This is a genomic window from Demequina sp. (assembly GCF_049841215.1).
Lineage (GTDB): Bacteria > Actinomycetota > Actinomycetes > Actinomycetales > Demequinaceae > Demequina.
In genome coordinates, this window is the sequence record NZ_JASGEO010000007.1 from 1 (window position 1) to 24,238 (window position 24,238).

20 protein-coding genes are annotated in these 24,238 nt (G+C 66.6%); 11 read left to right on the plus strand and 9 right to left on the minus strand.

The features are described 5' to 3' along the window. Positions 1–16 precede the first annotated feature (16 nt). From QM618_RS02535 to QM618_RS02550, 4 genes are all read right to left on the minus strand, one after another. Positions 17–1,117 (minus strand): IS30 family transposase, encoded by a 1,101-nt coding sequence (locus tag QM618_RS02535; RefSeq protein ID WP_428094826.1) that lies wholly within the window; start codon positions 1,115–1,117, stop codon positions 17–19. 175 nt (positions 1,118–1,292) lie between these two features. Then, positions 1,293–4,067, minus strand: coding sequence for an aminotransferase (locus QM618_RS02540; RefSeq protein WP_428094584.1), 2,775 nt, complete (start codon positions 4,065–4,067; stop codon positions 1,293–1,295). A 1-nt stretch (position 4,068) separates the two neighbouring features. Further along, positions 4,069–4,485 (minus strand): DUF1761 domain-containing protein, encoded by a 417-nt coding sequence (locus QM618_RS02545; RefSeq protein ID WP_428094587.1) that lies wholly within the window; start codon positions 4,483–4,485, stop codon positions 4,069–4,071. A 28-nt stretch (positions 4,486–4,513) separates the two neighbouring features. Then, positions 4,514–4,930 (minus strand): DUF1761 domain-containing protein, encoded by a 417-nt coding sequence (locus QM618_RS02550; protein WP_428094589.1) that lies wholly within the window; start codon positions 4,928–4,930, stop codon positions 4,514–4,516. Positions 4,931–5,283: 353 nt separating this feature from the next. On the opposite strand from QM618_RS02550, the gene cysK reads away from it, so the two are divergent. Then, entirely contained in the window at positions 5,284–6,219 is a 936-nt protein-coding gene (cysK, locus tag QM618_RS02555) for a cysteine synthase A (protein ID WP_428094593.1), read from the plus strand. A 9-nt stretch (positions 6,220–6,228) separates the two neighbouring features. Beyond that, positions 6,229–6,888: a serine O-acetyltransferase gene (gene cysE / locus QM618_RS02560; RefSeq protein ID WP_428094596.1), complete on the plus strand. Its 660-nt coding sequence runs from the start codon at positions 6,229–6,231 to the stop codon at positions 6,886–6,888. A gap of 160 nt (positions 6,889–7,048) precedes the next feature. On the opposite strand, the gene QM618_RS02565 is transcribed toward cysE, so the two are convergent. Beyond that, positions 7,049–7,540, minus strand: a complete 492-nt coding sequence (locus QM618_RS02565) for a Dps family protein (RefSeq protein ID WP_428094599.1) — start codon at positions 7,538–7,540, stop codon at positions 7,049–7,051. Between the two features lie 123 nt (positions 7,541–7,663). Between QM618_RS02565 and QM618_RS02570 the strand changes: the two genes are divergently transcribed. Continuing rightward, positions 7,664–8,158: a CoA-binding protein gene (locus tag QM618_RS02570; protein ID WP_428094602.1), complete on the plus strand. Its 495-nt coding sequence runs from the start codon at positions 7,664–7,666 to the stop codon at positions 8,156–8,158. 85 nt (positions 8,159–8,243) lie between these two features. Continuing rightward, complete coding sequence (locus QM618_RS02575; protein ID WP_428094606.1) at positions 8,244–9,500, plus strand: GNAT family N-acetyltransferase; 1,257 nt, start codon at positions 8,244–8,246, stop codon at positions 9,498–9,500. 3 nt (positions 9,501–9,503) lie between these two features. On the opposite strand, the gene QM618_RS02580 is transcribed toward QM618_RS02575, so the two are convergent. Beyond that, positions 9,504–9,953, minus strand: coding sequence for a ribose-5-phosphate isomerase (locus QM618_RS02580; RefSeq protein WP_428094609.1), 450 nt, complete (start codon positions 9,951–9,953; stop codon positions 9,504–9,506). A gap of 91 nt (positions 9,954–10,044) precedes the next feature. Here QM618_RS02580 and QM618_RS02585 point away from each other — a divergent pair, with 91 nt between their 5' ends. Beyond that, the gene (locus QM618_RS02585) at positions 10,045–11,982 is read left to right on the plus strand and encodes a M13 family metallopeptidase (protein ID WP_428094611.1); all 1,938 of its coding nucleotides are present in this window, start codon (positions 10,045–10,047) and stop codon (positions 11,980–11,982) included. On the opposite strand, the gene QM618_RS02590 is transcribed toward QM618_RS02585, so the two are convergent. Beyond that, positions 11,969–13,822: an ABC transporter ATP-binding protein gene (locus QM618_RS02590; RefSeq protein WP_428094829.1), complete on the minus strand. Its 1,854-nt coding sequence runs from the start codon at positions 13,820–13,822 to the stop codon at positions 11,969–11,971. The two genes, QM618_RS02585 and QM618_RS02590, sit on opposite strands and share 14 nt — an antisense overlap. Before the next feature lie 142 nt (positions 13,823–13,964). On the opposite strand from QM618_RS02590, the gene QM618_RS02595 reads away from it, so the two are divergent. From QM618_RS02595 to QM618_RS02605, 3 genes are read left to right on the plus strand one after another with little or no spacing between them, the layout of a single operon-like run. Further along, entirely contained in the window at positions 13,965–15,311 is a 1,347-nt protein-coding gene (locus QM618_RS02595; protein ID WP_428094614.1) for a hypothetical protein, read from the plus strand. 30 nt (positions 15,312–15,341) lie between these two features. After that, on the plus strand, positions 15,342–16,682 hold the full coding sequence (locus QM618_RS02600; protein ID WP_428094616.1) for an MFS transporter: 1,341 nt from the start codon (positions 15,342–15,344) through the stop codon (positions 16,680–16,682). Then, entirely contained in the window at positions 16,679–17,167 is a 489-nt protein-coding gene (locus QM618_RS02605) for a tRNA (cytidine(34)-2'-O)-methyltransferase (RefSeq protein ID WP_428094618.1), read from the plus strand. The genes QM618_RS02600 and QM618_RS02605 overlap by 4 nt, the downstream gene beginning before the upstream one ends. 4 nt (positions 17,168–17,171) lie before the next feature. On the opposite strand, the gene QM618_RS02610 is transcribed toward QM618_RS02605, so the two are convergent. Further along, positions 17,172–18,527 (minus strand): MFS transporter, encoded by a 1,356-nt coding sequence (locus tag QM618_RS02610; RefSeq protein ID WP_428094620.1) that lies wholly within the window; start codon positions 18,525–18,527, stop codon positions 17,172–17,174. Positions 18,528–18,563: 36 nt separating this feature from the next. On the opposite strand from QM618_RS02610, the gene QM618_RS02615 reads away from it, so the two are divergent. Next, the gene (locus tag QM618_RS02615; protein WP_428094623.1) at positions 18,564–19,487 is read left to right on the plus strand and encodes an NADP-dependent oxidoreductase; all 924 of its coding nucleotides are present in this window, start codon (positions 18,564–18,566) and stop codon (positions 19,485–19,487) included. A gap of 99 nt (positions 19,488–19,586) precedes the next feature. Here the strand turns inward: QM618_RS02615 and QM618_RS02620 are convergent, their stop codons facing one another. Further along, complete coding sequence (locus tag QM618_RS02620; protein WP_428094625.1) at positions 19,587–20,831, minus strand: MFS transporter; 1,245 nt, start codon at positions 20,829–20,831, stop codon at positions 19,587–19,589. A 210-nt stretch (positions 20,832–21,041) separates the two neighbouring features. On the opposite strand from QM618_RS02620, the gene QM618_RS02625 reads away from it, so the two are divergent. Next, positions 21,042–21,635: a MarR family winged helix-turn-helix transcriptional regulator gene (locus QM618_RS02625; RefSeq protein ID WP_428094627.1), complete on the plus strand. Its 594-nt coding sequence runs from the start codon at positions 21,042–21,044 to the stop codon at positions 21,633–21,635. 12 nt (positions 21,636–21,647) lie between these two features. Next, complete coding sequence (gene pepN, locus QM618_RS02630; protein ID WP_428094629.1) at positions 21,648–24,230, plus strand: aminopeptidase N; 2,583 nt, start codon at positions 21,648–21,650, stop codon at positions 24,228–24,230. Positions 24,231–24,238 lie beyond the last annotated feature (8 nt).

The following is a 24,238-nucleotide window of genomic DNA, read 5'->3' on the forward strand; positions in this document are numbered from 1 at the left end:
CGGCGGATTCAATGGGTCATTGCAACAGGGTCTCTTGCATTGTCTCGTAGGGGGTGGCGAAGTCGAGGCGTTTGCGGGGTCTGCGGTTCATTTGGTCTGCGACGTAGTCGAGGTCGTCTTGGGAGTGGATCGATAGGTCGGTGCCTTTGGGGAAGTATTGGCGAAGCAGTCCGTTGGTGTTCTCGTTTGTGGCTCGCTGCCATGGTGAGTGGGGGTCGGCGAAGTAGATGTCGATGCCGGCCATCGTCGCGATCTCGAGGTGGTTCGCCATCTCTTTGCCTTGGTCCCAGGTCAGTGACCCTTTGAGGACGTTGGGAAGCCCGGCGAGCGTGTCGATGAGGCCGTCGCGGGTGGCTTCGACGCGGTTCTTGTCCGGATCCAGTCGGACCAGGATGAGGTAATTCGAATGCCGCTCCACGATCGTCGCGATCGCGGAGGCGCCGTTCTTGCCGACGATGAGGTCACCTTCCCAGTGGCCGGGAACAGCACGGTCTAGGGCCTCGGCGGGGCGGTCCCAAATCGAGACCATGCCTTTGATGCGGCCGCGACGCTCGGTGGTCGAGCGTTGCGGGTGACGGATCGTGCGGCCGGTCCGGGTCAGGGCTTGCAGGTCACGTTTGAGTCCTCCGCGTGCTTGCAGGTAGATCGTTTTGTAGATCGTCTCGTGACTCACATGCAGCTCGCGATCGTCCGGATGCTCACGCCGCAAGCGTCCCACGATCTGCTCCGGGGAGAGCTTCTCCTCAAGCCAGGCCTGCACGAGTGTGCGCAAGTGCGGATTCGCGACGATCTTGAGTTCTTTGGGGCGCCGGCGACGCTCCCAGGAGATCCGATGGCCCTGGCTGGGTCGATAGTGGGACCTCGTCGCACTATCGGAGCCACGCTTGACCTCCCGCGAGATCGTCGACGCACTGCGTCCCAACACGCGTCCAATGTGACGCAGCGAGTGCCCCTCGACCAGCAGCTCTTTGATCCGGAACCGCTCCTCCAAGGTCAGCAACCGATCGGGGTCCTTCCACTGCGGCGGCGCAATACCCCCCGTTTGCCGCAGATACCGCTGCACCGTCCCATAGTTCGAATCGATCGCCGACGCGACCCCACGACTAGCCATACCCATGCGTCGAGCATCCCAAAACGCTCGCACCCACGGCTCGGACATAAACATCTTGAACTGCTTGCCAGGCATCACAACACCTCACATCCATCAGGTGTTGCCACGACCCCTCGAACCCGCGGCCGAATAGCGAGCCTCAGAACCCATTCGGGGCACGGCTTGGCAAGGCTGCCCGACGCTAGAGCCGGCTCCGCGCGTCGGCCATCGTGAGCACGTGGTCCAGTGCGTGCAGGAACCGCGACACACCTTCCGAATCCAGCGTCAGCGGCGGCTTGATCTTGAGTACGTTCTTGTGGTCGCCCGTGGGTTGCACGATCACTCCCTCGTCGAGCAGCGCCTCGCAAATCTCGCGAGCGCCCTCGGGGTCGGGCGCGTCCGGACCCCGGTCCACCACCTCCACACCCAGGTACAGGCCCATTCCGTGCACTGCCCCCAAGCGGGGGTGACGTGCAGACAAGGCGAGCAGGCCGTCGGCCAGTTCCTTGCCCACCACACGCGCGCGCTCCTGCAAGCCGTCCTCCTCAAGCACGCGCAGCACCGTCGAACCCACCACGCACGAGACGGGCGAGCCACCCGCTGAGGAGAAGAAGGAGCCCTCAACGGCAAAGCGCGAGGCGATCTCCCGCGTTGTCACCACGGCACCTAGCGGGTGCCCATTCCCCATCGCCTTCGCCACCGCGATCACGTCGGGCACGACACCCTGTTGCTCGAAGCCCCAGAAGTACTCGCCGAGCCGCCCGTAGCCAACCTGCACCTCGTCGGAGACGCACAGGCCGCCGCGAGCGCGCACCGCGGCATAGACGTCATGCAAGTACCCGTCCGGAAGCAGGATGCCGCCCCCGTTGCCAAAGATCGGCTCGCACACGAGCCCTGCGAGCGGTACGTCGAGCGCGTCGATGCGAGCCACGGCGTCCGCCGCATATCGCCCCACGTCGTCGCCCCGGTACCGCCCGCGATACGTGTTGGGCGCGTCGAGAAGGTGCACCCAGTCGGGCCGCGTCTCGAGCGCGTGGGGATTGTCGCCGAGCGACGTCGAGATGGCATCGGCGCCAACCGTCCACCCGTGATACGCCTCGGTGAGAGCAAGCAAATCGCTGCGTCCCGTCGCCGCGCGGATCACCCGAATCGCGAGGTCCACCGCCTCGGAACCCGAATTGACGAGCAGCACCTGGTCCAGCCCTGGCGGGCACCGCCGCACCAGCGCCTCGCTGAACTCCACGATCGCCTCGTAGTTGAAGCGCGAGTTCGTGTTCAGCAGCCTCATCTGCCGCTCCACGGCGTCAGCGAGACGCGGCTCACCGTGGCCAAGAATCGCCACGTTGTTCACCATGTCGAGGTAGCCGCGGCCGTTCACGTCAATGAGATGGTGGCGCCAGCCGCGTTCGATGCGCGGCGGGTTCGCGTAGTAGTGCTCCTGCACGGGCGCCACGACGGCGTCGCGCGCGGCCACCAGTTGCCCGGCCGTAGGGCCCGACGGCGGGGCCGGCTTGCGTCCGAACAGCACCGAGGGGTCGGGACAGATCCTCGCCCAGTGCGCCTCGAGCCCAGGCTGCACATAGCGCGGCGGGGTGATCGGGGCTTCGCACAGCTGCACCCATACGGGGCCGACGGTGGCGCCGATCACCGTGCCCGCGGCGACCGTCTGCCCCGCCTCGACGCTCGCGGAGACCCCATCAACGTGCACCCATCCACCCTCGACGAGCGCGAGCACCATGTGCGTGCCCTCCGCCGAGCGCACGAGCGCCTGGGCCGGGGCGTACACCTCCCTGCCCGGTTCAACGTAGGCCGTGATGCCGAGCGGAACGGATCTGGGTATAGCGGCCGTCGCGGCCTCAGGCAGAAGGGTCGGAACGGCGTTGGGCGTGACGCACTCGCGGTGGCGGTGCTCGGAGGCGGGCTCGCGCCAGGCCCCGCCGTCGTGAACCTCCGAGGTGACCGACTGATCGCACGTTGGCGCATCACTGAGCCCTGAGATCATGCGAACCAGCGGCGCCTCCCTGCGCGGCAGCATGCCCACCGCGTCGAGGATGAGCAGCTCCGCCTCGTCGTAGGGCAGCGACAGCGCTCGCGAGAGCACGAGCCGCTCGAACGGTCTCCTCGCGAGGGCGTACTCGTTGGTGGGGTCTCCGGCGAGAACGCGCGCGGCGCCCGCCTCAAGGACAAGAGCCCTGCGCACCACGAGCGGCCACACCGCACGGGCCTCATCCCGCGCAAGGGGGCGCCGCGCGTGGAACGCGGCCACAGCGTCGAGGACCTCTTCCATGACGGGGCCGTCATGCGCGAGCAGTGACGTGAGGGTCACCGCGAGCTCCGCAACCGCCCAACTGGGAGCAAGGTCCCCGAAGTCGATCACTCCGGCGAAATCAGCGTCCGCGCCCAACACCACGTTGTCTTCCGTGAGGTCGCCATGAATCACCTGAATGGGAAGCGACAGCCGCGCCGTGCGCTCGATGCTCGCGGTAAGCAGGGCGCCAAGCGGGCCGTCTTCCCCCACCACTCGCGGCGCCTCGCGCAGGTCCCAGTCTCCGCCCTCCACCAGCCCCGGGTGCGAAAAGGACGCGAGTTTCGCGACCATCTCCCCTGACACGGACCCAAGTGCCGCACCCACTCCCGGCTGAACTCGCCGCGAGCCAACGCTCATCTCGCCAGGCACAAAGGACAGCACCCGCACATTCGGGTGGGCGCCTTCCACGGTCACCACCGATTCGCCGTCGTCAGTGAGCCGCGGGGAGGGGACGTCGAACGTGGCGACGGCCTCGGTGAGGAATCCCAGCACGGCGGTCTGCGCCTCGAGCGCGGAGCGCGAGGTCGCGGACGCCTTGATCACGTACTTCGCGCCCTCGTGCGTTACGGCAAGAAAGTTGACGTCTTCGTTGCCGCCCAGTTCCGTGAACTTCGCGATGGTGAGACCAAACTCCTGCTCCGCAATCTCGCGGGCGCGGGTCTCATCCACGTCAGAACAGACCCAGAATCACACCCGCAAGAGCGAGTGCCACGAGATCGTGGAGGCCATCGAGGAGCGTCACTTGGGGCGATCGCATGGCGAATCCGTTATGCAGGGCGTGTGCTCCCGCCCTATACACAAAGCCAAGGATCGCGCCCAGCACAAGGCCATCGAGCCACGCGTCCGCGTCGAGCGCGGCCATGAGCATCGCCAGCACGATGACGCCGAGCAGATTCGCGGCGATGGTGCCGCCAAATGCCACGCCCATGTTGCCAGCGCCCACGTCGTCGTCCGTGACTCCAGCCGCGCGCTTCCATACCTTCCACACGCCTGCGGGCGAGTAGTACCACCACCCGAACGCGAAGCTCACGATGAACGCGATCGCCACCGCCAGCCAGTTCACCCCCTCAAAGGTGAGCCAGTCCACGAATCCTCCTCATACCCCACCGCCGACGCTACAGGAATGCCCCAAGCACCGCCCCAGCAACCGCAAGCGCCGCCACGTCGTGTCCGCCATTGATGACAGTCAGCCCTGCGGGCCGGTTCTCGAAACTGTCGTGGAAGAGGTGGTTGAGCAGCCGCATCACGAGCCCCACGGCGGCACCGAAGACCAGGCCGCCCACCACTGTCGTCACAAGCAGCTGCGCCATCAGCACGTTCAAGAGCAGCACCGTAACCAGCGTCACGACGAACCCGATGACAAGCCGGCGCACCATGCCGTCCCGTTGTCCCGCGAGGTCTACCCCGGCAAGCCGCGCCCACGCCCTGCCCAACGCTCGCTCGTGGAACCACAAAAACCCAACGAGGAATGCCGCAAGCGACGCGACAATCACGCCAACCCAGCGCACGTCGCTCAAGTCGAACCACTCCATGGCCCCTCCTTTGCCGTCGCTGTGGTGACGTTCGAGGCCATCGTGCCGCAGCGTCGGGCATGCCCGACGCTGGCGCGCCGACGCTTGCCCCTCACCACCGCGCCGCACTAGATTGGAGCGCACCCGCACACGAAAGGCTTCAGGCACATGAGCACTGAGCGCACCGCCGCCTCGTCGCGTGGTCGCGTGCCGTCGATGTGCATGCCAAGCAGCATGTGCTGCTGCTGTCTGTAGAGCGCTGTCGCGGCCTCGCTGAGGCGAGCCACTGACGCCAGCGCTCGCCTCCGGAATCTCACAACACAGCCGGGCGTTACAGCGCCCGGGACACTCACACACCGCAAAGGAAACGCACCATGGCTCGCATCTACGAGGACGCTACGGCGCTCGTTGGCAACACGCCTCTTGTCAAGATCAACAAGCTCACCGAGGGCGCTGGTGCCACGGTGCTTGGAAAGCTCGAGTTCTACAACCCCGCCAACTCTGTGAAGGACCGCATCGGCGTGGCCATCATCGACGCTGCCGAAGCCGATGGCTCCCTCACCGAAGGTGGCACGATCGTCGAGGCCACGTCCGGCAACACGGGCATCGCGCTCGCGTTCGTTGGCGCGGCTCGCGGCTACAAAGTGGTGCTGACGATGCCCGAGACGATGTCGAAGGAGCGCCGCGCGCTGCTTCGCGCGTTCGGAGCCGAGCTCATCCTCACTCCGGGACCCGAGGGCATGAAGGGCGCCGTCGAGGCCGCCAACAAGATCGCCGAAGAGCGTGAGGGCGCGATTCTCGCCCGCCAGTTCGCGAACGCCGCGAACCCCGAGATCCACCGCAAGACCACCGCGGAGGAAATCTGGAACGACACGGACGGCGCCGTTGACATCGTCGTGGCCGGCATCGGCACCGGCGGCACCATCACGGGTGTTGGAGAAGTGCTCAAGTCCCGCAAGCCCGAGGTGCAGATCATCGCCGTGGAGCCCGCGGAAAGCCCCATCCTCAACGGCGGAGCCCCTGGCCCCCACAAGATCCAGGGCATCGGCGCCAACTTTGTGCCGGACATCCTGAACACGGACATCTACGACGAGGTCATCGACATCGACTCCGAGACCGCCGTGGCGACGGCCCGTGCGGCCGCTCGCAAGGAGGGGCTGCTCGTGGGCATCTCGTCCGGTGCCGCGCTCGCGGCCGCGACGCAGGTGGCGAACCGTCCCGAGAACGCAGGCAAGACGATCGTCGTGATCATCCCCTCGTTCGGAGAGCGCTACCTGTCCTCCGTGCTCTACGCGGACCTGATGGACTGAGACTGATTCATGACTGATCGCTTGAACCCCCTGGCCTTGGCGCTGGAGGACATTCGCACGGCGCGCCGCAGGGACCCCGCGGCGCACTCGTGGCTTGTCATCGCGGTGTCATACCAGGGGGTTCATGCGATCTGGCACTACCGAATCGCGCATTGGCTGTGGACCCACGGGTTCAAGACCTACGGCCGCTTGTGGTCCCAGTACGCGCGCAGGCGCACGGGCATCGAGGTTCACCCAGGCGCGCTGATCGGCAGGCGCACCTTCATCGACCACGGCATGGGCGTGGTAATCGGCGAGACCGCCATCGTCGGCAATGATGTGCTGTTGTTCCACGGGGTGACGCTGGGCGGCACCACGATGAGTCACGGCAAGCGCCACCCCACCGTTGGCGACCGTGTGGTCATTGGCGCCGGCGCCAAAGTGCTTGGCCCCGTCCACATCGGCTCCGACGCACGCATCGGCGCCAACGCCGTTGTGGTCAAGGACGTGCCGGACGGTGCCACCGCCATCGGCATCCCCGCCGTTGTTCGCGAACACCCCAAGCCCAAAGAGGCCCACACCGCGGCCTCCGCGGTGGACATGGGCGATTCGCATCGCCACCCGGAACCCGACTACCCGCGCATCTTTGAGACCGCGGAGCCTCACGAGCCCGCGATGTACTACATCTAGTGCCCACGCGCTGAGCGTGGTTCACTAGAGACAGGGCCCGGGGAATCGCCCGGGCCAATCAGGCCTGGCGTGCCCCCTCAGCCGCGCCACGGAGAACGGCCCCCCACCTTTCGGTGGGGGGCCGATTCTGTTGCCAGCGTCGGGCAGGCGTTTTCTTGCCTTAGGCGAGCATCGAACGCAGCATCCACGCCGCCTTCTCGTGGGCCGCGAGGCGCGCGTTGAGCAGATCCGCGGTTGCCGTGTCCTTGGCGTCCTCCGCGACGTCAACGAGCGGGCGGATGATCTTGATGACGGTCTCGTTGTCCTTCACGAGGTTCTTCACCATCGTGTCCGCGTTGTCGGTCGGCTGGTGGTCCTTGACCGTCGCGAGTTCGGTGAACTCGGCAAACGATCCGGGCGCGGTGGCGCCAAGCGCGCGCATCCGCTCCGCCAGCAGGTCAGCGGCGTCGTGGAGCTCGATGTACTGCTCCTCGAGCATGAGGTGCAGCGAGCGGAAGTGTGGGCCAACAACGTTCCAGTGGTAGCCCTGGGTCTTCACAAACAGGGTGAAGGTGTCAGAAAGAACGGTGGCGAGGGCCTGGTTCACCGACTTGAGATCGGTGTCGGTGATGCCAAGGTCAGGGGTCTGGGTCTGCGCTTTTGACGTAGCCATGATCGTGTCTCCGTTTCCGGACCGCTCCGTAGCGGTCTCAATCGCGTAACGACAAGGGCCGCGGACGCATTCCGGCAACCCTCCCCGTGGAATGATCCTCTCAAAGGGGGTGTTCACCTGCACATGGAAGCCATCAACGACTTCGAAACCGCCGCGTGCCCGATGCCGACCACGAACCAGGCTCCGGAGGACGCGGTGCTCGCCGACCTCCTCGCGAGCGCCACCTCAATCGCGGTGGTTGGGGCCAGCCCTAACGAGTCCCGCACGAGCCACCAGATCGCAACGTGGCTCATGGACCACACGCCGTACGAGGTGTACCTGGTGAACCCGGCAGCCCCCGAGGGCGAGATTCGCGGCCACGGCTTCTACGCATCGCTTGCCGAACTCCCCGTTGTCCCAGACATTGTTGACGTCTTTCGCCGCGAGGAGTTCACCCCAGCGATCGCAACCGAGTCCGTGGTGACGGGAGCGGGCACGCTCTGGTTGCAGCTTGGCGTGGTGAACGAGGAGGCCATGGGCATCGCCCGCGGCGCCGGCCTCACCGGAATCGAGAACCGCTGCATCAAGGTCGAATACGCGCGCCTGCGCGACCGCATCGAGGCTGCTCGCGCCGCGTAAGGCCGCCGCACGGCCCGGCAACGGTTGGGTCACGACTTCTCCGTTCGCCTGGCGAGTGCCGCGACGGTGCTGAGACAGTAGGCCCATGACACAGGAGTCACCGTTCCGGCCCGTCGACATCCCTTTCGAGCGCTCCACGGAATTGCTTGAGGTAGACGGATGGGCGTTTTCCAACACCCCTCAGGTCGCTACCGAAGACGACCTGAAGTCAGTGATCGACTGGGACCGTGCGCGCGGGATGGAGTTGGCCGACTCCTCGTTGGGCGAGCCGGGCACGCTCGTCGCCGTACGGTCCTCACACCCCTACGACATGCGAGTGCCTGGCGGTGGCACCGTCGCAACCTCCGGTCTCACGTGGGTGGGCGTCCACCCAGGGTTTCGCAGGCGCGGCCTCCTCACCCAGATGATCGACGACCACTTCTCTCGCGCTCTTGCGCGAGGCGAAGTCGTCAGCACTCTCTACGCCGCTGAGACGGCCATCTACCAGCGATTCGGCTACGGAGCCGGGTGCACGTCGTTCTTCTACAGCGGTGGCAAGGGACCAGAACTTCGCGAGGTGGCTGGCGCCGACGATCTGCGCATCGACCTTGAGAATGCGGACGTTGCACAGCACGCCGAGGCTGTGAGGCACGTCCTCGCTCGCATCACGCGTCCCGGAGCGCACGCGACGATCGGCGACCCGCTCATGCGAGATCTCTTCCTCGACCCGGAGTTGTGGCGAGAGGGTGCGGAGAAGCTCCGCATCGCCGTGGTTCACGACGCTGACGGGCCTGCGGCGTTCGCCATCTTCACGCGCAAGCTGGGCTGGAGCAATGGTTCGCCCGACGGCGAATTCTCGATGTGGACGTGGGCCGCGGCAACGGGGGCGGCGGAGCGCAGGCTACTGTCCGTTGTCCTTGACCTAGACCTGCTTGCGAAGGTGAAGATGCGCAACATCGCCGCAGACGACCCCTTTGTACTGCAACTCAAGGACATCCGCACGGCGCAGTTCACCGTGCGCGACAACCTGTGGGTGCGCCTGCTCGACGTGCCCAAGGCGCTTGCGGCGCGCGGGTACCGCGCGGACGCGGACGTCACCGTGGAGATCACCGACAAGCAGTTGCCGGACAACGCTGGCGTGTGGCGCATCGCGATCTCCGGTGGCGAGGCACACGTCACCCGAACGGACGCGCCCGCGGACGTTCAGATTCCCATTCAGGAGTTGGGCGCCGCGTACCTGGGTGGTGTAACAATCGCCGCGTTGGAACGGGCAGGCTTGGTCACCGGACGGCCCGACGCTGTGGCCGCCTTGTCTTCGGCGCTCGCCGGCGATCAACTTCCGATGAGCAACGTGTCGTTCTAGTTCCTATCGCTGCGCCTCGTATGCGGCGAGCTGGTCGATGCGGCGCTGGTGGCGCTCGCCCTCGCTGAAAGGCTCGGCGATGAATGCCTCAACGAAGGAGATCGCCTCGCCGACTGGGTGCATCCGCCCACCGACGGCAATGACGTTCGCGTTGTTGTGTTGGCGGCCAAGCTTGGCGGTCTCGAGGCTCCAGGCAAGGGCAGCGCGCACGCCGTTGACCTTGTTCGCGGCAATCTGCTCTCCATTGCCAGAGCCGCCGATGACGATGCCAAGAGTGCCTGGCTCTGCGACCACGGCCTCGGCCGCGGAAAAGCAGAACGAGGGGTAGTCGTCCTCGGGGTCATACTCGTGCGCGCCATGGTCAACGACGTCGTGGCCGGCGGCCGTGAGGTGCTCAACGAGAGCCTGCTTGAGCTCGAAGCCCGCGTGATCAGATCCGATGTGAAGGCGCATGCCGCCCATTGTGCCAGCGGGGCCCTCACCACCGCTTCACCGAGCGCGAACGCGAACCGGCCACAGCGTCGGGCCCTATTAGGGTTGGCGCATGACGAGCGCCTCCGGCATTGACGCCTCTTCCCTGTCCAGCACGATCCGCCCCCAGGACGACTTCTTCCGTTACGTCAACGGAAAGTGGCTCGACTCCCACGTGATCCCCGCGGACCGCGCGGCGGACGGGACCTTCCACAAGCTCCGTGACGACTCGGAGATCGCCGTACGCAAGATCATCGAGGAGGCGCCCACGGATTCGCTCGTGGGGGCGCTGTATGCGAGCTTCATGGACACCGAGACTCTCGATGCGCTCGGCACCTCTCCCCTCGACGGCGCGATCGCGCAGATCGAGGCGGCAGATTCCCCCGATGCGCTCGCGACCGCGCTTGGCCGCCTGCAGCGCGAGGGAACACACGGCGCCGTGGGGTACTACGTGTTCGCGTCCAAGGCGGACCCGGACAAGAACGTGGTGTACCTGCTGCAATCCGGCCTTGGGCTTCCTGATGAGGCGTTCTATCGCGAGGACGCTCACGCGGACGTACGTACCAAGTACGTCGCGCACCTTGGACGCATGGCTTCCCTCACCGACGTGGCGTACGCCGCGGACGACGTCATGGCGCTCGAGACCGAGCTCGCGAAGCACCACTGGGATGTGGTGAAGTCCCGCGAGGCGGAGCTCACGTACAACCCCACGACCCTCTCTCGACTCGAGGCCGAGGCGCCTGGTTTCGCGTGGCGCGCGTGGGCGGACGCGATCGAGCTACCCGAGGCGGCGCACGACCTGCTCATCGCGAGCGAGCCCAGTTACCTCACCGAGTTCGCTCGCCTGTGGAGCGAGCTCCCGTTGGAGCAGTGGAAGCAGTGGCTGCGGTGGAAGCTTGTCGCGTCCCACGCGCCGTATCTCACGCCAGATCTCTCGCGAGCCAACTTTGACTTCTACGGCACCGTGCTGAGCGGCGCCACGGAGCAGCGCGACCGCTGGAAGCGCGGCGTGCAGTTTGTGGAGGGAGTGGCCGGTGAGGCGGTTGGCGCCGAGTACGTGGCGCGTCACTTCCCGCCCACCCACAAGGAACACATGGACCGCCTCGTGGCGACTCTCGTCGAGGCGTATGGGCAGGCGATCAACGAACTCGAATGGATGAGCGACGCCACCAAGGCGAAGGCCCTCGCGAAGCTCGCCCAGTTCACGCCAAAGATTGGCTACCCGGACAAGTGGCGCGACTACTCGGGGCTCCGCGCCAGCGCCACGGACCTCGTGGGCAACATGCATGCCGCCTCCGCGTTCGAGGAAGATTGGGAGTGGTCCAAGATCGGCAAGCCCGTCGATCGCACCGAGTGGCTCATGACCCCGCAGACCGTCAACGCGTACTACCTCCCTGTTGCGAACGAGATAGTCTTCCCCGCAGCCATCCTGCAGGCGCCGTTCTTCCACCCAGAGGCCGACGACGCGGTCAACTTTGGCGGCATCGTCGCCGTGATCGGCCACGAGGTGGGGCACGGTTTCGACGACCAAGGCTCCAAGTACGACGGCACCGGAAAGCTCGACGATTGGTGGACCGAGGCCGACCGCGAGGCGTTCATGAAGCGCGCGGGAGCGCTCATCGAGCAGTTCGACGGCTACTCGCCTAAGCAGCTCGGACCAGAGCACACGGTCAACGGCGCGCTCACCGTCGGCGAGAACATTGGCGACCTCGCGGGAGTCCAGGTGGCCCTACGCGCGTACGAGATCGCCGTGGGCGGCTCGCTCGCGGACGCGCCGGTCATCGACGGACTCACGGGCGTGCAGCGGTTCTTCATCGGCTACGCGCTGTCAGAGCGCACCAAGCGCCGCGACGAGGCCCTCATCACCCAGATCAACACGGACCCGCACTCGCCGGAGGAGTTCCGCATCAACGGTGTGGTGCGCAACGTGGACGCCTGGTACGAGGCCTTCGACGTCCACGAGGGCGACGAGCTCTACCTTGCTCCCGAGGAGCGCGTCAGGATCTGGTAGCGGAGCTGTCCTGCTCCGCGGCGAGGCGGGCGTACAGCCCGCCGAGCGCGGCCAGCTGCGCGTGAGTCCCTGACTCGACGATGTGACCGGCCTCCACCACGTGGATGACGTCCGCGTCTCTGATCGTGGACAGTCGGTGCGCCACCACAAGCGTGGTGCGGCCCTGCGCGGCACGGTCAAGAGCGGACTGCACCACCCTCTCGCTCACGGTGTCGAGAGCGCTCGTCGCCTCATCGAGCAGCAGCACCGCGGGGTCCTTGAGCAGCACGCGCGCGATAGCGATGCGCTGCTTCTCGCCGCCGCTCAAGCGGTATCCGCGCTCGCCTACGACGGTTTCGTAGCCCTCGTCAAAGCTCATGATCGCGTCATGAATGTTGGCCGCCCTGCACGCCTCCTCGAGTTGCTCCTGAGTGGCATCGGGCCTGGCATACCTGAGGTTCTGCGCAATCGTTGCGTGGAATAGGTACGTCTCTTGGCTCACCACTCCCACGTGGTCAACGATGGATTCGTGGGTAAGGCGCCGCACGTCCTCCCCTGCGAACAGCACGCTCCCGCCCGACGCTTCATACAGTCGCGCGGCTAGGTACACGATGGTGGTCTTGCCGGCCCCGGAGGGGCCAACAAAGGCGTGCGTCTCGCCAGGGCGAGCCGAAAACGACACTCCATCCAGCGTCGGGCGGGAATCCTCCCTGGCATCCGGATAGCGGAACGTGACCGCGCGAAACTCGATGGCGCCAAGGGGGCCCGGCGCGTGCGAAACCGGCACCGCGTCAGGGGCATCCGCGATGGCGGGCGCGAGGTCGAGGTACTCGAAGATGCGGGCGAACAGCGCACCAGAGGTCTGCACATCGAGCGCCACGCGCATGAGCGACATGAGCGGGAACAGGAGCCGCGCCTGCACGGCCGTGAAGGCCACGATGGTTCCGGCGGTGATCGTCTGCTCTTGGCCGTTTGTCATGAGCAGGCCAGCAACGAGGTAGATGACCGCGGGAACCGAGCTCATGATGACCGTGACGAGCGCGAAGAAGCGCTGGCCAGCCATCGCCTGCTGCACCTGCAAGCGGATGAGGGTACGGTTCTCCGCGCCGTAGCGCTCGGACTCGAGGCGCTGGCGGTTGTAGGTCTTGGACAGCAGGATGCCGCTCACCGAGAGCGTCTCTTGGGTGATCGCGGTGAGTTCGCTGAGCGACTCTTGGGTCTTGGTGGCAATCCTGGCGCGCACCTGTCCCACGCGACGCTGCACCACCACGAGCCCCGGCATGAGCACCACCGCGAGCAGCGTGAGCCGCCAGTCGAGCGCGACCATGGCAACGAGGCTCGCGATGATGGTCACGGCGTTGCCAAGGATCGTCGAGAAGAATGTCGTGAGGACCCCGGAGACGCCGCCAACATCGTTCTGCAGCCGCGACTGAATGACGCCGGTCTTGGTGCGCGTGAAGAATGCGAGGTCCATCGACTGCAGGCGGTCAAAGAGCGTCACGCGCAGGTCACCCGTGACGCGATTTCCCACCGTCGACGTCACGTAGGTCTGCCAGACCCCAAGCGCGGCAATCACCACGTACAGGGCCACGGTGAGCAGCACCAGCTCGGTCAGCAGCGGCATGTCCACTCCACCGCCGGGCGGGAACAGGGCCTCATCGAAGATGCGTTGCAGCACGAGCGGCGGAATGACGGCGGCGATCGAGCCGAGCAACACCAGCACAGCGGTGAGCACCAGCCCCCGTCGGTACGGCCGGAACAGCACGAGCACGCGGCGCCACAAGTGCGGAATCTGTGGCGCCTCTGCGTTACGAGCGCGCAGCACCTCTTCGTCGGCGCGGGCATTGCCCCCGCCTCCCATGCGAGGTCCGCCGCCAAAGGTCACACGGCAACCCTACGTCCGCGGTGACGGTCACGATCCGGTGACAACAGCGTCGGGCCTGGCACAAAGCCGGTAAATCGCCCGTTAGGGTAGGCGTGAACTGTGCTGAAGGGGGTCCCGCGTGACTGGTGCCGTTGAGCGCCCTCGCGCGCGTCGCCGGGCTGGCTGGTTTGTCGCGAGCGTCCTCGCCGTGGCGGCCCTCGCGGCATGCGATCCGCAAGGTCCTGAGCCAACGCCTACGCCTACCCCCACCTTCACCTACGACGCCCCCTCCCCCGGCCCCACCAACACGGTGGACGCGGACGGCAGGGCACTTCCCGGCTTCGTGACGGTCAACGCCGAACTTCCGCAGGCGCTCCCAGCTGGCGATGGACTGCTGGCCACCACCGGAGCTGGCTGGAGCCTGCAGACCTACCGGCCGCAAGTGGAGCCCGTGACGCAAGTCAGCGGCATCGTGCCTGGTTATGAGGCAGCGGTGCAGGTGCTGTACCTCGTGAGCCCGGAGGGCAAGCGCTACCAGCTCCTCGAGCTGGATCCCACGCTGCCGATCATCGTGGACTCGTGGACCGCGGGGGAATCGGTCGCGTATGTGCGTCAGTGCGAGCCACGTGAGTGCGATGACGCCACCCCCACCCAAACGCTCGACCTGGTGACGGGCGCTCTCACTCCCATCGAAGGAGCGGCAGACTCGATGCACATCGGCGCGACGCTTCCCGGCTCCGTGCGTTGGTGGCAGAACGGCGACGACGAGGCCGCGTACGACACCGCCGGCAGCGTCCGTCCCATGAGCCAAGACTGGATCGCCGCGTCCGCGTCCCCAGACGGCGAGTACCTCGCCGTGGTGCGCGCGGGCAACTACAGCCCGTACGTGTCCGGCGGCACCGCGATCGTCAACGCGCAGACGGGGCGAGTCACGGACGTCAGCTCGCTGTGGGAAGAGCCGCTCAAGTGCACTCCGTTCCGGTGGCGCGCCGACGACGCGCTCGACATCACGTGCTGGGACGCCGAGCGGCAAGTGTGGCGGCTCTTCGCCGTGGGACCCGGCGCGCAAGAGATGAAAGAAAACAAGTCCGCCACCGCCACCGCTCCTGAGGAAGGGCCATGGGTTGAGCCCGACTTCTTCGTGTCCGACGGCACGTGGGCGGGCCCGTACACGGCGGACGCGACGGCGCGGCGCACCATTGGCGACGCGGCCATCGGGCTCGCGCGCAACGCGGGCTTTGAAGAACTCACGGTGCCCGACGCTTCGGTAGGGGCCGCGCGCATCGTCGCCGAGGTCGGTGGCCGGCTTTACGTTGTCGCCACGGAGGCGAACAACCCCACGCTCGAGACGGCATGGACCTACGACGTGGCCGCCGGGGAATGGTTGCAGATTGGGCCGCTTCCCCCAGCCGGCCCCACGCGGGGCCTGCTGGCAAGCCAAGGTTCGCCAGCGTCGGGCATGACGTCGTGGGCGATTGCGCCGTAGCGAGTCAGTGGGTCGTGACAGACTGACGGGGTGACGGAGCCTCTCGACCCCACGCCGCACTCGGCGGAGCCTGAGGACTTTGTTACCGAGGTGCCCCACGGCGGCACCTCGCTGTGGCGCAACCGCCCCTACATGGCGCTGCTCACGGGAGAGACCGTCGCGGCAGTCGGCGTGGAGATCGCCCAAGTAGCACTGCCGATCATCGCGGTGACGTACCTGGTAGCCACCGAGTTTGAGATCGGCGTCCTCGGCATGGCGGAGGGCATCGCCTTCCTGCTGCTGTCGCTTCCCGTTGGCGCCTGGGTGGACAGGGTCTCTCGCAGGCGCGTGATGATCGCGGCGAACGTGGTGCGTGGGCTCGCGATGGCGGCCATTCCCATCCTGTGGTTCAGCGGCGTGCTCGACGTCCCACAGCTCATGGCGGTAGCGCTCATCATCTCGGCGGCGGCGGTGTTCTTCGACACCGCCTACATGTCGATCGTGCCCGCGCTGGTGCCGCGCGACCAGTTGAATGATGCCAACTCTCGCCTGCAGATCACGTCCGAGACCGCGCGTGCGGCGGGTCCGGGCCTTGGCGGCGTGCTCGCCAAGGTCTTCAGCGCCGCGTGGTTGCCCCTCGCGGCGACCCTTGGCTACCTCATCTCTGCGTTCGCCATCTGGCGCATTCCCACGGACGAGCCTCCGCCGCGCACACACGACTCGAAGTTCCGCACGGAGATTCGCGAGGGCATCGACTTCGTCTTCAAGAACCAGTACATCCGGCCCGTGGTGCTGTCCACCACTGCGTCCAACCTGTTCGGGACCATCGCGTACACGATGATCCCCGTGCTGCTCTTGCGTGAGTTGGGACTTGGGCCCGCGGCGTATGGGCTCATGCTCACCATCTCGTCCGTTGGCGGCATCTTTGGCGCGTTCACCGCCCCGTGGTGGGCGCGGAAGTTTGGCGAGGGCCACTCGATTCCCGTCACGTACATCTTCGCGGCGCTGCCGATGTTCCTCATGGCGTCCGTATTCCTACTGCCCCACACCGCGGCCATCATCGCCGCCGCCGTCTCCGGGTTCTGGGGCGTGGCGGGCATCGTGGCGTTCAACGTGGTGCAGGTGTCGATGCGGCAGAAGCAGTGCCCGCCGCGCATGCTCGCGCGCATGACAGCGTCGATTCGCACGCTCATTTGGGGCGTGGGTCCGCTCGGCGCGTTCCTCAGCGGTGTCATCGCCACACACTGGGGGCTCGCGTCCGCGTTCTGGATCGGCGCCACAGGTCAGGCGATCGGCCTGGTGTTCTTGCTGTTCTCGCCGCTGTGGCGGCTGCGGAAGGTGCCGGATCCAGCGTGGATGGCGGACGAAGACGCCGCGGTTGGCGAGTCGTGACGAGCGATGCCACGAGCGCGGTCCCCGTGCTCGCCTTCTTTGAGCCCCGCATCCCGCAGAACACCGGCAACGCAATCCGGCTGTCTGCCGCCACCGGGGCGCACCTGCACCTCGTGGAACCGCTGGGATTCGTCATGGACGAGCCACGCCTGCGCCGCGCGGGACTCGACTATCACGACCTTGCAACCGTCACGGTGCACCCAGACTTCGAGGCGATGCTCGCGGCGATGCCCTCCGCACGTGTCTTTGCGTTCGCCACACGCGCGGCCGTCACGTACACGGACGTTGCCTATGAGCCAGGTGACGTGCTGCTGTTCGGACCAGAGCCCACGGGACTTCCCGGCGAGGTGCTCGCGCATCCGCGCATCACCGAGCAGGTGCGGATCCCCATGCTTCCTGGCCGACGCTCGCTGAACATCACGTCGAGCGCCTCGATCGCGATCTATGAGGCGTGGCGCCAGTTGGGGTTCGTCAACGGAGTGTGACGCGCTATGGCGTGGGGTTGCGCGCGTCGTACTCGCGCCAGCCGCGTTGGGCCCGCGTGAGCACCGCGATGAGCCCAATGATGAGCAGGCCGCCGAACAACGGCGGGCACCACAGCGCCACCGCGGACGCGAAGATGCCTGCGTAGAGATCACCGATGCGTGGGCCGCCCGTGACGACCACGATGAAGACCCCCTGAAGGCGGCCGCGCATCTCGTCTGGCGCCGCCTGAATGATCATCGAGCCACGGAAGATCGCGCTGACCTCGTCCGACGCCCCCATGCCGGCCATCGCGAGTCCCAACACGATGAGGGCCGGCCAATAGATGCCACCCCAGCCCTCGCCCGCGGTGTGGTCGATGCGCGTCATCGCCCACGCGCCAACGCCAAAGAGCAGCACAAACACTCCGTATGCGGTGATGGCGCGCGAGATCGCCACTCCGTGGCGATGGATGCGCGCCACGGGACCCGAAAACAGGCTCGCGAGCGCGGTTCCCACCGCCCCGGCTGCAGTCAGCGCGCCCACGGTCAGGGACGCGCCGCCGATGATCGTGGCCCCCAGCGCGGGGAACAGCACGTACGGCCGCCCAAAGGTCATGGCCACGATGTCCACGATGAAGCTCAGGCGAATGTTGGGCGAGCGGCGCAAGAAGTGCATGCCCTCGACCAGGACGTGCCAGCCCGCCTCCACGGGCTCTCCGAGTCGAGGGAGCGCGGGCAGGGTCCAGATGCCAAGGAAGCCGGCGGTGAACAGCAACGCGTCAACCGCGAAGGTCCACGGCAGGCCCACCGTGGCCGCGAGCACGCCCGCGAGCGCGGGCCCCACGGTGAGCATCGTGCCGAACGAGATGCCGTTGAGGGCGTTGGCTCGGGACACCATCTCTGGCGGCAGGATGCGCCCCACCACGGAGCCACGCGTCGCCATCATGATGGTGCCCGCGACCGAGTTGATAGTCGTCACCACGTAGAACGGCCACACGGGCGCGTGGGACCCGTCGCCCGCCTCGATCGCCTCCCACACGGACAGCGCCACGAGTCCCAGCACGGACGCCCACGCCACAAGCGCGCTGATGATGAGAACGCGGCGCCGGTCAAAGACATCCGCGAGCACACCACCCCACAGCCCCGCGACGATCATGGGCACCAGGGCCACGCCGCCCACGAGTCCCACCATGAAGGTGGACTCCGTCATGTCATAGATCTGCAGGCCCACCGCAACGGATGACACGAACGTGCCAATACCGCTGATCAGCCCGCCGATCCACAGGCGCGCAAACGCGGGGCTCGCCTTCAGGGGCGCAAAGTCGACGAGATGCCGATTGCGAGGGGCCGACGCTGTGGGTGGCTCTGGCGCGTCGGTCACCGGAAGATTCTACGGAGTTCGACCGTTACGTGGTGCATGCGCGCAATCACCTACGCCGAGTTCGGCGACGCCTCTGTTCTGAGTCTCAGCGACATCGACGAGCCCAACCCCGGTCCTGACGAGGTCATCGTCGAGGTCCGTGCGGTCGGCCTCAACCCCGTCGACTGGAAGGCCCGAGCGGGATACCTCGAGGGACTCATACACACAGTGTTCCCGGCCACCCCAGCGTGGGACGTGGCCGGCGTGGTCGTGAAACTGGGCGCCGACACCCCAGAGTTTTCCGTGGGTGACGAGGTCTTTGCGTACGCACGCAAAGACGTGCTGAGCTCCGGCACCCTTGCAGAACGGGTAGCCGTGCCCGTGCGAGCGCTCGCGCGCAAGCCCACCTCGGCGTCGTTCGAAGAGGCCGCGGCCGTGCCGCTCACGGGGCTCACCGCACTGCGCTCGGTGCGGCGTGCCAACGTGCGCGCGGGCGATCGGGTTCTGATTCACGGCGGCGCCGGTGGCGTGGGTTCGTTCGCGATCCAGCTCGCGGTGCTGGCGGGAGCAACGGTCACCGCCACGGCGTCGGAACGCAATCACGAGTACGTGAGGGAGCTCGGCGCTACACCCATCACCTATGGCGAGGGCCTTGCCGAGCGCGCGCTTGAGGCGCAGCCCGGTGGGTACACCGTTGTGCTCGACTTCGCGGGAGGCGGCGTGCTTGCCGCGACCACAGCGGTGCTCGCGGAGGGCGCGCGCGTCGTCTCGATCGCGGACGGCAAGGGAGCCGCCGCACTCGGCGGCTCTGTGGTGTGGGTACGGCCCGACGCCACTGGCCTTGCTGAACTCGCGGACCTCATCGACGCAGGGCAACTTACGGTTGCGATCGCGCGCGTCTATCCCCTCGCGGAGACGGCCGCGGCGTACCGCGAACTCGAAACGGGACATGTGCGCGGGAAGCTCGTCGTCGTTCCCTAACGAGCGCGGCTCAATGCAGCTTTCTCACTGCCAACCCCCTGGCGCGGGCTGCTGAGCTCGCTGTGAAAGCGCGCGAACTGCGCGTGCGCGCGGCAAGACTTACACCGCGCCCAAAGGTTCCGGTTCTGCGTGCTTGACCACAGCGTCGGACTGGCGACGGGTGACTGCCCAGCCGGCGAGCGCGAACAGCACGCCGGGGACGCACAACGCGAGCCCAAGCCACGTGGGTGCGAGGTAGCCCCACCCCGCGGCGATGGCCGCGCCGCCCACAAAGGCACCAAGGCTGTTGCCGAGGTTGAGCGCGGAGTGGTTGACCGCAGCGGCCATGGTTTGGGCGTCGCCGGCGACGTCCATGAGTCTGGTCTGAATGGCCGGCGAGAGCGCGGCGGCGGCGGTGCCGACGAGGATCACTCCGATGAGCATTCCCCAGAACGAGTGGGCGAGAACGCCTAGCGTGACGAGCGCCATGGCGAACGCTCCGAACAGCATGAAGACGGCGCGCATCGCGCCGTGGTCGGCGAGGCGGCCGCCGATGACGTTGCCGATGGTCATGCCCACGCCAAGGCTCACGAGGGCGAAGGGCACCCAGCCTTCTGGTGCGCCAGCGATCTCGGTGGTGAGCGGCGCGACGTAGGAGTAGACGGCGAAGAAGCCACCAAAGCCGAGCGCTCCCGTGAGGAGCGCGAACCAGACGGCGGGCTTGCCGAACGCGCTGAGTTCGCGGCGCATCGTGGCGTGAGGGTCGCCGGCTTGGCGCGGAACGGTGAGCGCGATAGCGACGGTGGCGGCCGCGAAAATGGCGGCCACCAGGATGTATGCGACACGCCAGCTGGCGTTCTGTCCCACCCACGTGATGACAGGAACACCCACGACGTTCGCGACAGTGAGGCCCGAGAGCACGAAAGCAACGGCGCGGCCGCGCTTATCAGGGCCCATCAGGCTCGCGGCGACGAGCGCCGCGATGCCGAAGTACGCCCCGTGCGGCAGGCCCGCGATGAACCTCGCGGCGACGACGGTGCCGAATGTGGGCGCGACGGCGGACGCGATGGTCGCGAGTGTGAATGCAATGCCTAGGCCCACAAGCACGGCCTTACGTTCGAAGCGGGCGGCGAAGGCCGCAATGGTTGGCGCACCAACAACTACGCCGAGCGCGTACGCGGAGATCACGATGCCCGCGCGCGAAATGGCGCCGTCCTGATTGCTCGCCCAGAGCTCTGGCTCAAGGCCTTGCGCGATCTGAGGCAAGACGCCCATCGCAACGAACTCGGTGGAGCCGATGCCAAAGCCTCCGAGGGCAAGCGCGAGCAGCGCAAGCCGCGTGCGTGCGGGCGAAAGCGAAGTCAAAGGGCCACCAATCGGGGTTTCGGTGCGCCCAGCGTCGGGCTGAATTACGGGGCGGCCAACGCTCCGCGGCCGCTCCAACCTTACCGCTCGGTAGGTGCAACGCGCTACCCGCCTGTAAGCCGCGTCCCCAGATACTGGTGTTGCCCCACTTGTCCACAGAAAAGGCGCGCTCCAGACGGAGACGCCCCAGTTAGTCATAACGTGTTTTGAGTGGACGACGAGTATGCCCCTGCCCCGCCGATGACGCGCGAGGAGGTCATGCGCGAGTTCGAAGCCCAGGGGCGTGCATGGCTCGAGCGGGCCGAGGAGATCGGCGCCAACTACCAAGATGAGCCGGACGACACCGTGAGCTTCGCCTTCGAATTGGTGAGGGCCGCGCGGGCGTTTGAGCACCATCTCACCCTTGCCGCAGACGACCTCACCATGACCGCCCTGCAAGCGCGGTTCGCATGGTTGCTGGCGACCACACCGTTCGGCATACCCATGACGACCCTGTGGGTCGAACTGGGAATGAGCCAACCTGGAGCGCGTCAGATGGTGAAGAGGATGGCTGACCGCGGCCTCGTCGAGGTGGAACAGAGCAGTTGGGACTACCGCAACTCGGTAGTGAGCCTCACCCCGCTCGGCCGCCAGCAATGGGACGCTGCCAAGCAAAGAGTCGCGGCGGTGTGCGAGGAACTCACCGAGGCCGTGGGCCCCAAGAAGAGCACCCAGTTCCGCGCTCACGTGATCAGCATCGAGGAACTCGACGAACGCTTCCCGCTGTTCCGGGCACTACGGAACCCGCTGGGGATGCTGACGTGAAAGAATCCACCCATGCCAGGAACCAACCTCACGCGCGCCGAGGCAGAAGCCCGCGCCGCCATCGTCTCCACAGAGGCGTACCGCATCGAGCTAGACCTCACCACCACCGAGGACACCTTCCGCTCGAGCTCCACCGTCACCTTCACCGCAACCCCCGGTGCAGAGACGTTCATTGACCTCATCGCACCCGAGGTCCTCAGCATCACGCTCAACGGCGAGCAACTGGACCCCGCGACCCACTTCCAGGACTCTCGTATCGCGCTGCCTAACCTCAAGGAGCACAACGAGCTCACTGTCGTGGCGAACTGCCAGTACATGAACACCGGCGAGGGCCTGCACCGGTTCATCGACCCTGAAGACGGCGAGACGTACCTCTACAGCCAGTTCGAAGTGGCCGACACCCGCCGCGTCTACGCCGTCTTTGAGCAGCCGGACCTCAAGGCGACGTTCCAGTTCACGGTGACCGCTCCGCGCCACTGGCACGTGATCTCCAACTCCCCCACGCCTGCGGCCATCCAGACCCTCCAGTACCCGCCGCCGCCGAACATCACGTGGAACTTCGAGCCGACGGTGCGTATCCCCTGCTACGTGACCGCCATCGTGGCCGGTCCGTACCACCGCGTCGAGGGCTCGATCCTGTCTCGCAAGGGCCGCATCGGGGCCGACGTCTACTGCCGCAAGGCCCTCGCCGACTACCTCGACGCTGACGTCATCCTCGACGACACCCAGCGCGGGTTCGAGTTCTACGAGTCCAAGTTCGAGATGGACTACCCCTTCGAGAAGTACGACCAGCTCTTCGTCCCCGAGTTCAACGCGGGCGCCATGGAGAACGCCGGCTGCGTCACGTTCCTTGAGGACTACGTGTTCCGCTCGAAGACCGCAAAGGCGCGCATCGAGCGCCGCACGGTCACCGTGCTGCACGAACTCGCCCACATGTGGTTTGGCGACCTCGTCACCATGAAGTGGTGGAACGACCTGTGGCTCAATGAGTCTTTCGCGGAGTTTGCGTCCACGCTGGCAACCGCCGAGGTCACGCAATACAAGTCCGCATGGGTGACGTTCAACTCGCTCGAGAAGTCGTGGGCATACCGTCAGGACCAGCTGCCAAGCACGCATCCGATCATGGCGAACATCCGCGATCTCGAAGACGTCGAGGTCAACTTTGACGGCATCACCTACGCGAAGGGCGCCTCCGTGCTGCGCCAACTCGTCGCGTGGGTGGGCCAGGACGCGTTCTTCCAAGGCGTCGGCGAGTACTTCCGCAAGCACCACCACGCCAACGCCACCCTCGGTGACCTGCTCGCAGAACTGGAGAAAGCGTCGGGCCGCGACCTCAGCGGCTGGTCGGACGTGTGGCTGCAAAAGGCTGGCGTGACGACTCTGCGCCCCGTCATTGAGACGGACGACGCTGGGGTCATCACGGCCTTCGCCGTCACCCAGGAGGCTCCCGCCGAGTGGCCGACGCTGCGACCTCACCGTCTGCGCATTGGCGGCTACGACGTGATCGAGGGGCGCCTCCAGCAGGTGTGGATCGAGGAGACGGACGTCGACGGCGCCCACACCGACATCCCCGAGCTCGTGGGTAAGCAGCGCCCCTCGCTGATCCTTGTAAACGATGACGACCTCGCGTACGCGAAGGTGCGCCTCGATGACGAGTCGCTCGCCACCGCGGTGAGCTCGCTCGACACTCTCCCGGCTCTGCCGCGCTCGCTCGTGCTCGCGGGCGCGTGGGACATGACGCGTGACGCCGAGATGCCGGCACGCCAGTTCATCTCTCTGGTGTTGGGCAACATCGCTGCAGAGACCGAGTCGACCGTAGTGCTGGTGCTGCTGCGGCAGCTCGCGATGTCTCTCAACCTTTACGTGGACCCCTCGGTGGCACGCGAAGAGACAGAGCGAGCCGCGGACGCACTGTGGCAGCTGACCCTGCAGGCAGAGGCGGGAAGCGACAACCAGCTGCAGTTCCTGCGCGCGTTCGCAGGACTCGCGTGCACCGAGCCTCAACTCGACAACCTGCAGGCGCTCATCGATGACAAGCTTCACCTCGAAGACCTTCCCATCGATGCCGACCTCGCGTGGGATCTGCTCGGAGGCCTCGTCGCGGGCGGCCGGGCGGAAGACATCGCGATCGAGCTGCAGCTCAGCAAGGACGCCACCGCCTCTGGCCAGCGCCGTGCAGCCCACTCCAGGGCCGCGTTGCCCACGACCGAAGGCAAGCGCGCCGCATGGGACGCGTTGATCAGCCCCAAAGCCGGCGAGGAACTGCCCAACCAGATCATGTTCGAGGCGATCACGGGCTTCAACCGTGCGCACGACTCCGCGCTCCTCGAACCGTACGTTGACGAGTACTTTGCGATGCTTCGCAGCACCTACACCGACCGCACCAACGAGACCGCACAAAACCTCATCGAGGGCCTGTACCCGGCGACGTTGGCCGGCCGTGTGCCCAACCTTCAGGCGAAGGCGGAGGCGTGGCTCGCCGCGAACGACGATGCCCACGACGCGTTGAAGCGCATGGTCATTGAGGGCTACGACGGTGTGCGTCGCGCTCTCGAGGCTCAGGCCAAGGACGCGGCAGACCCCGCACAGGATTAGGAGATCAC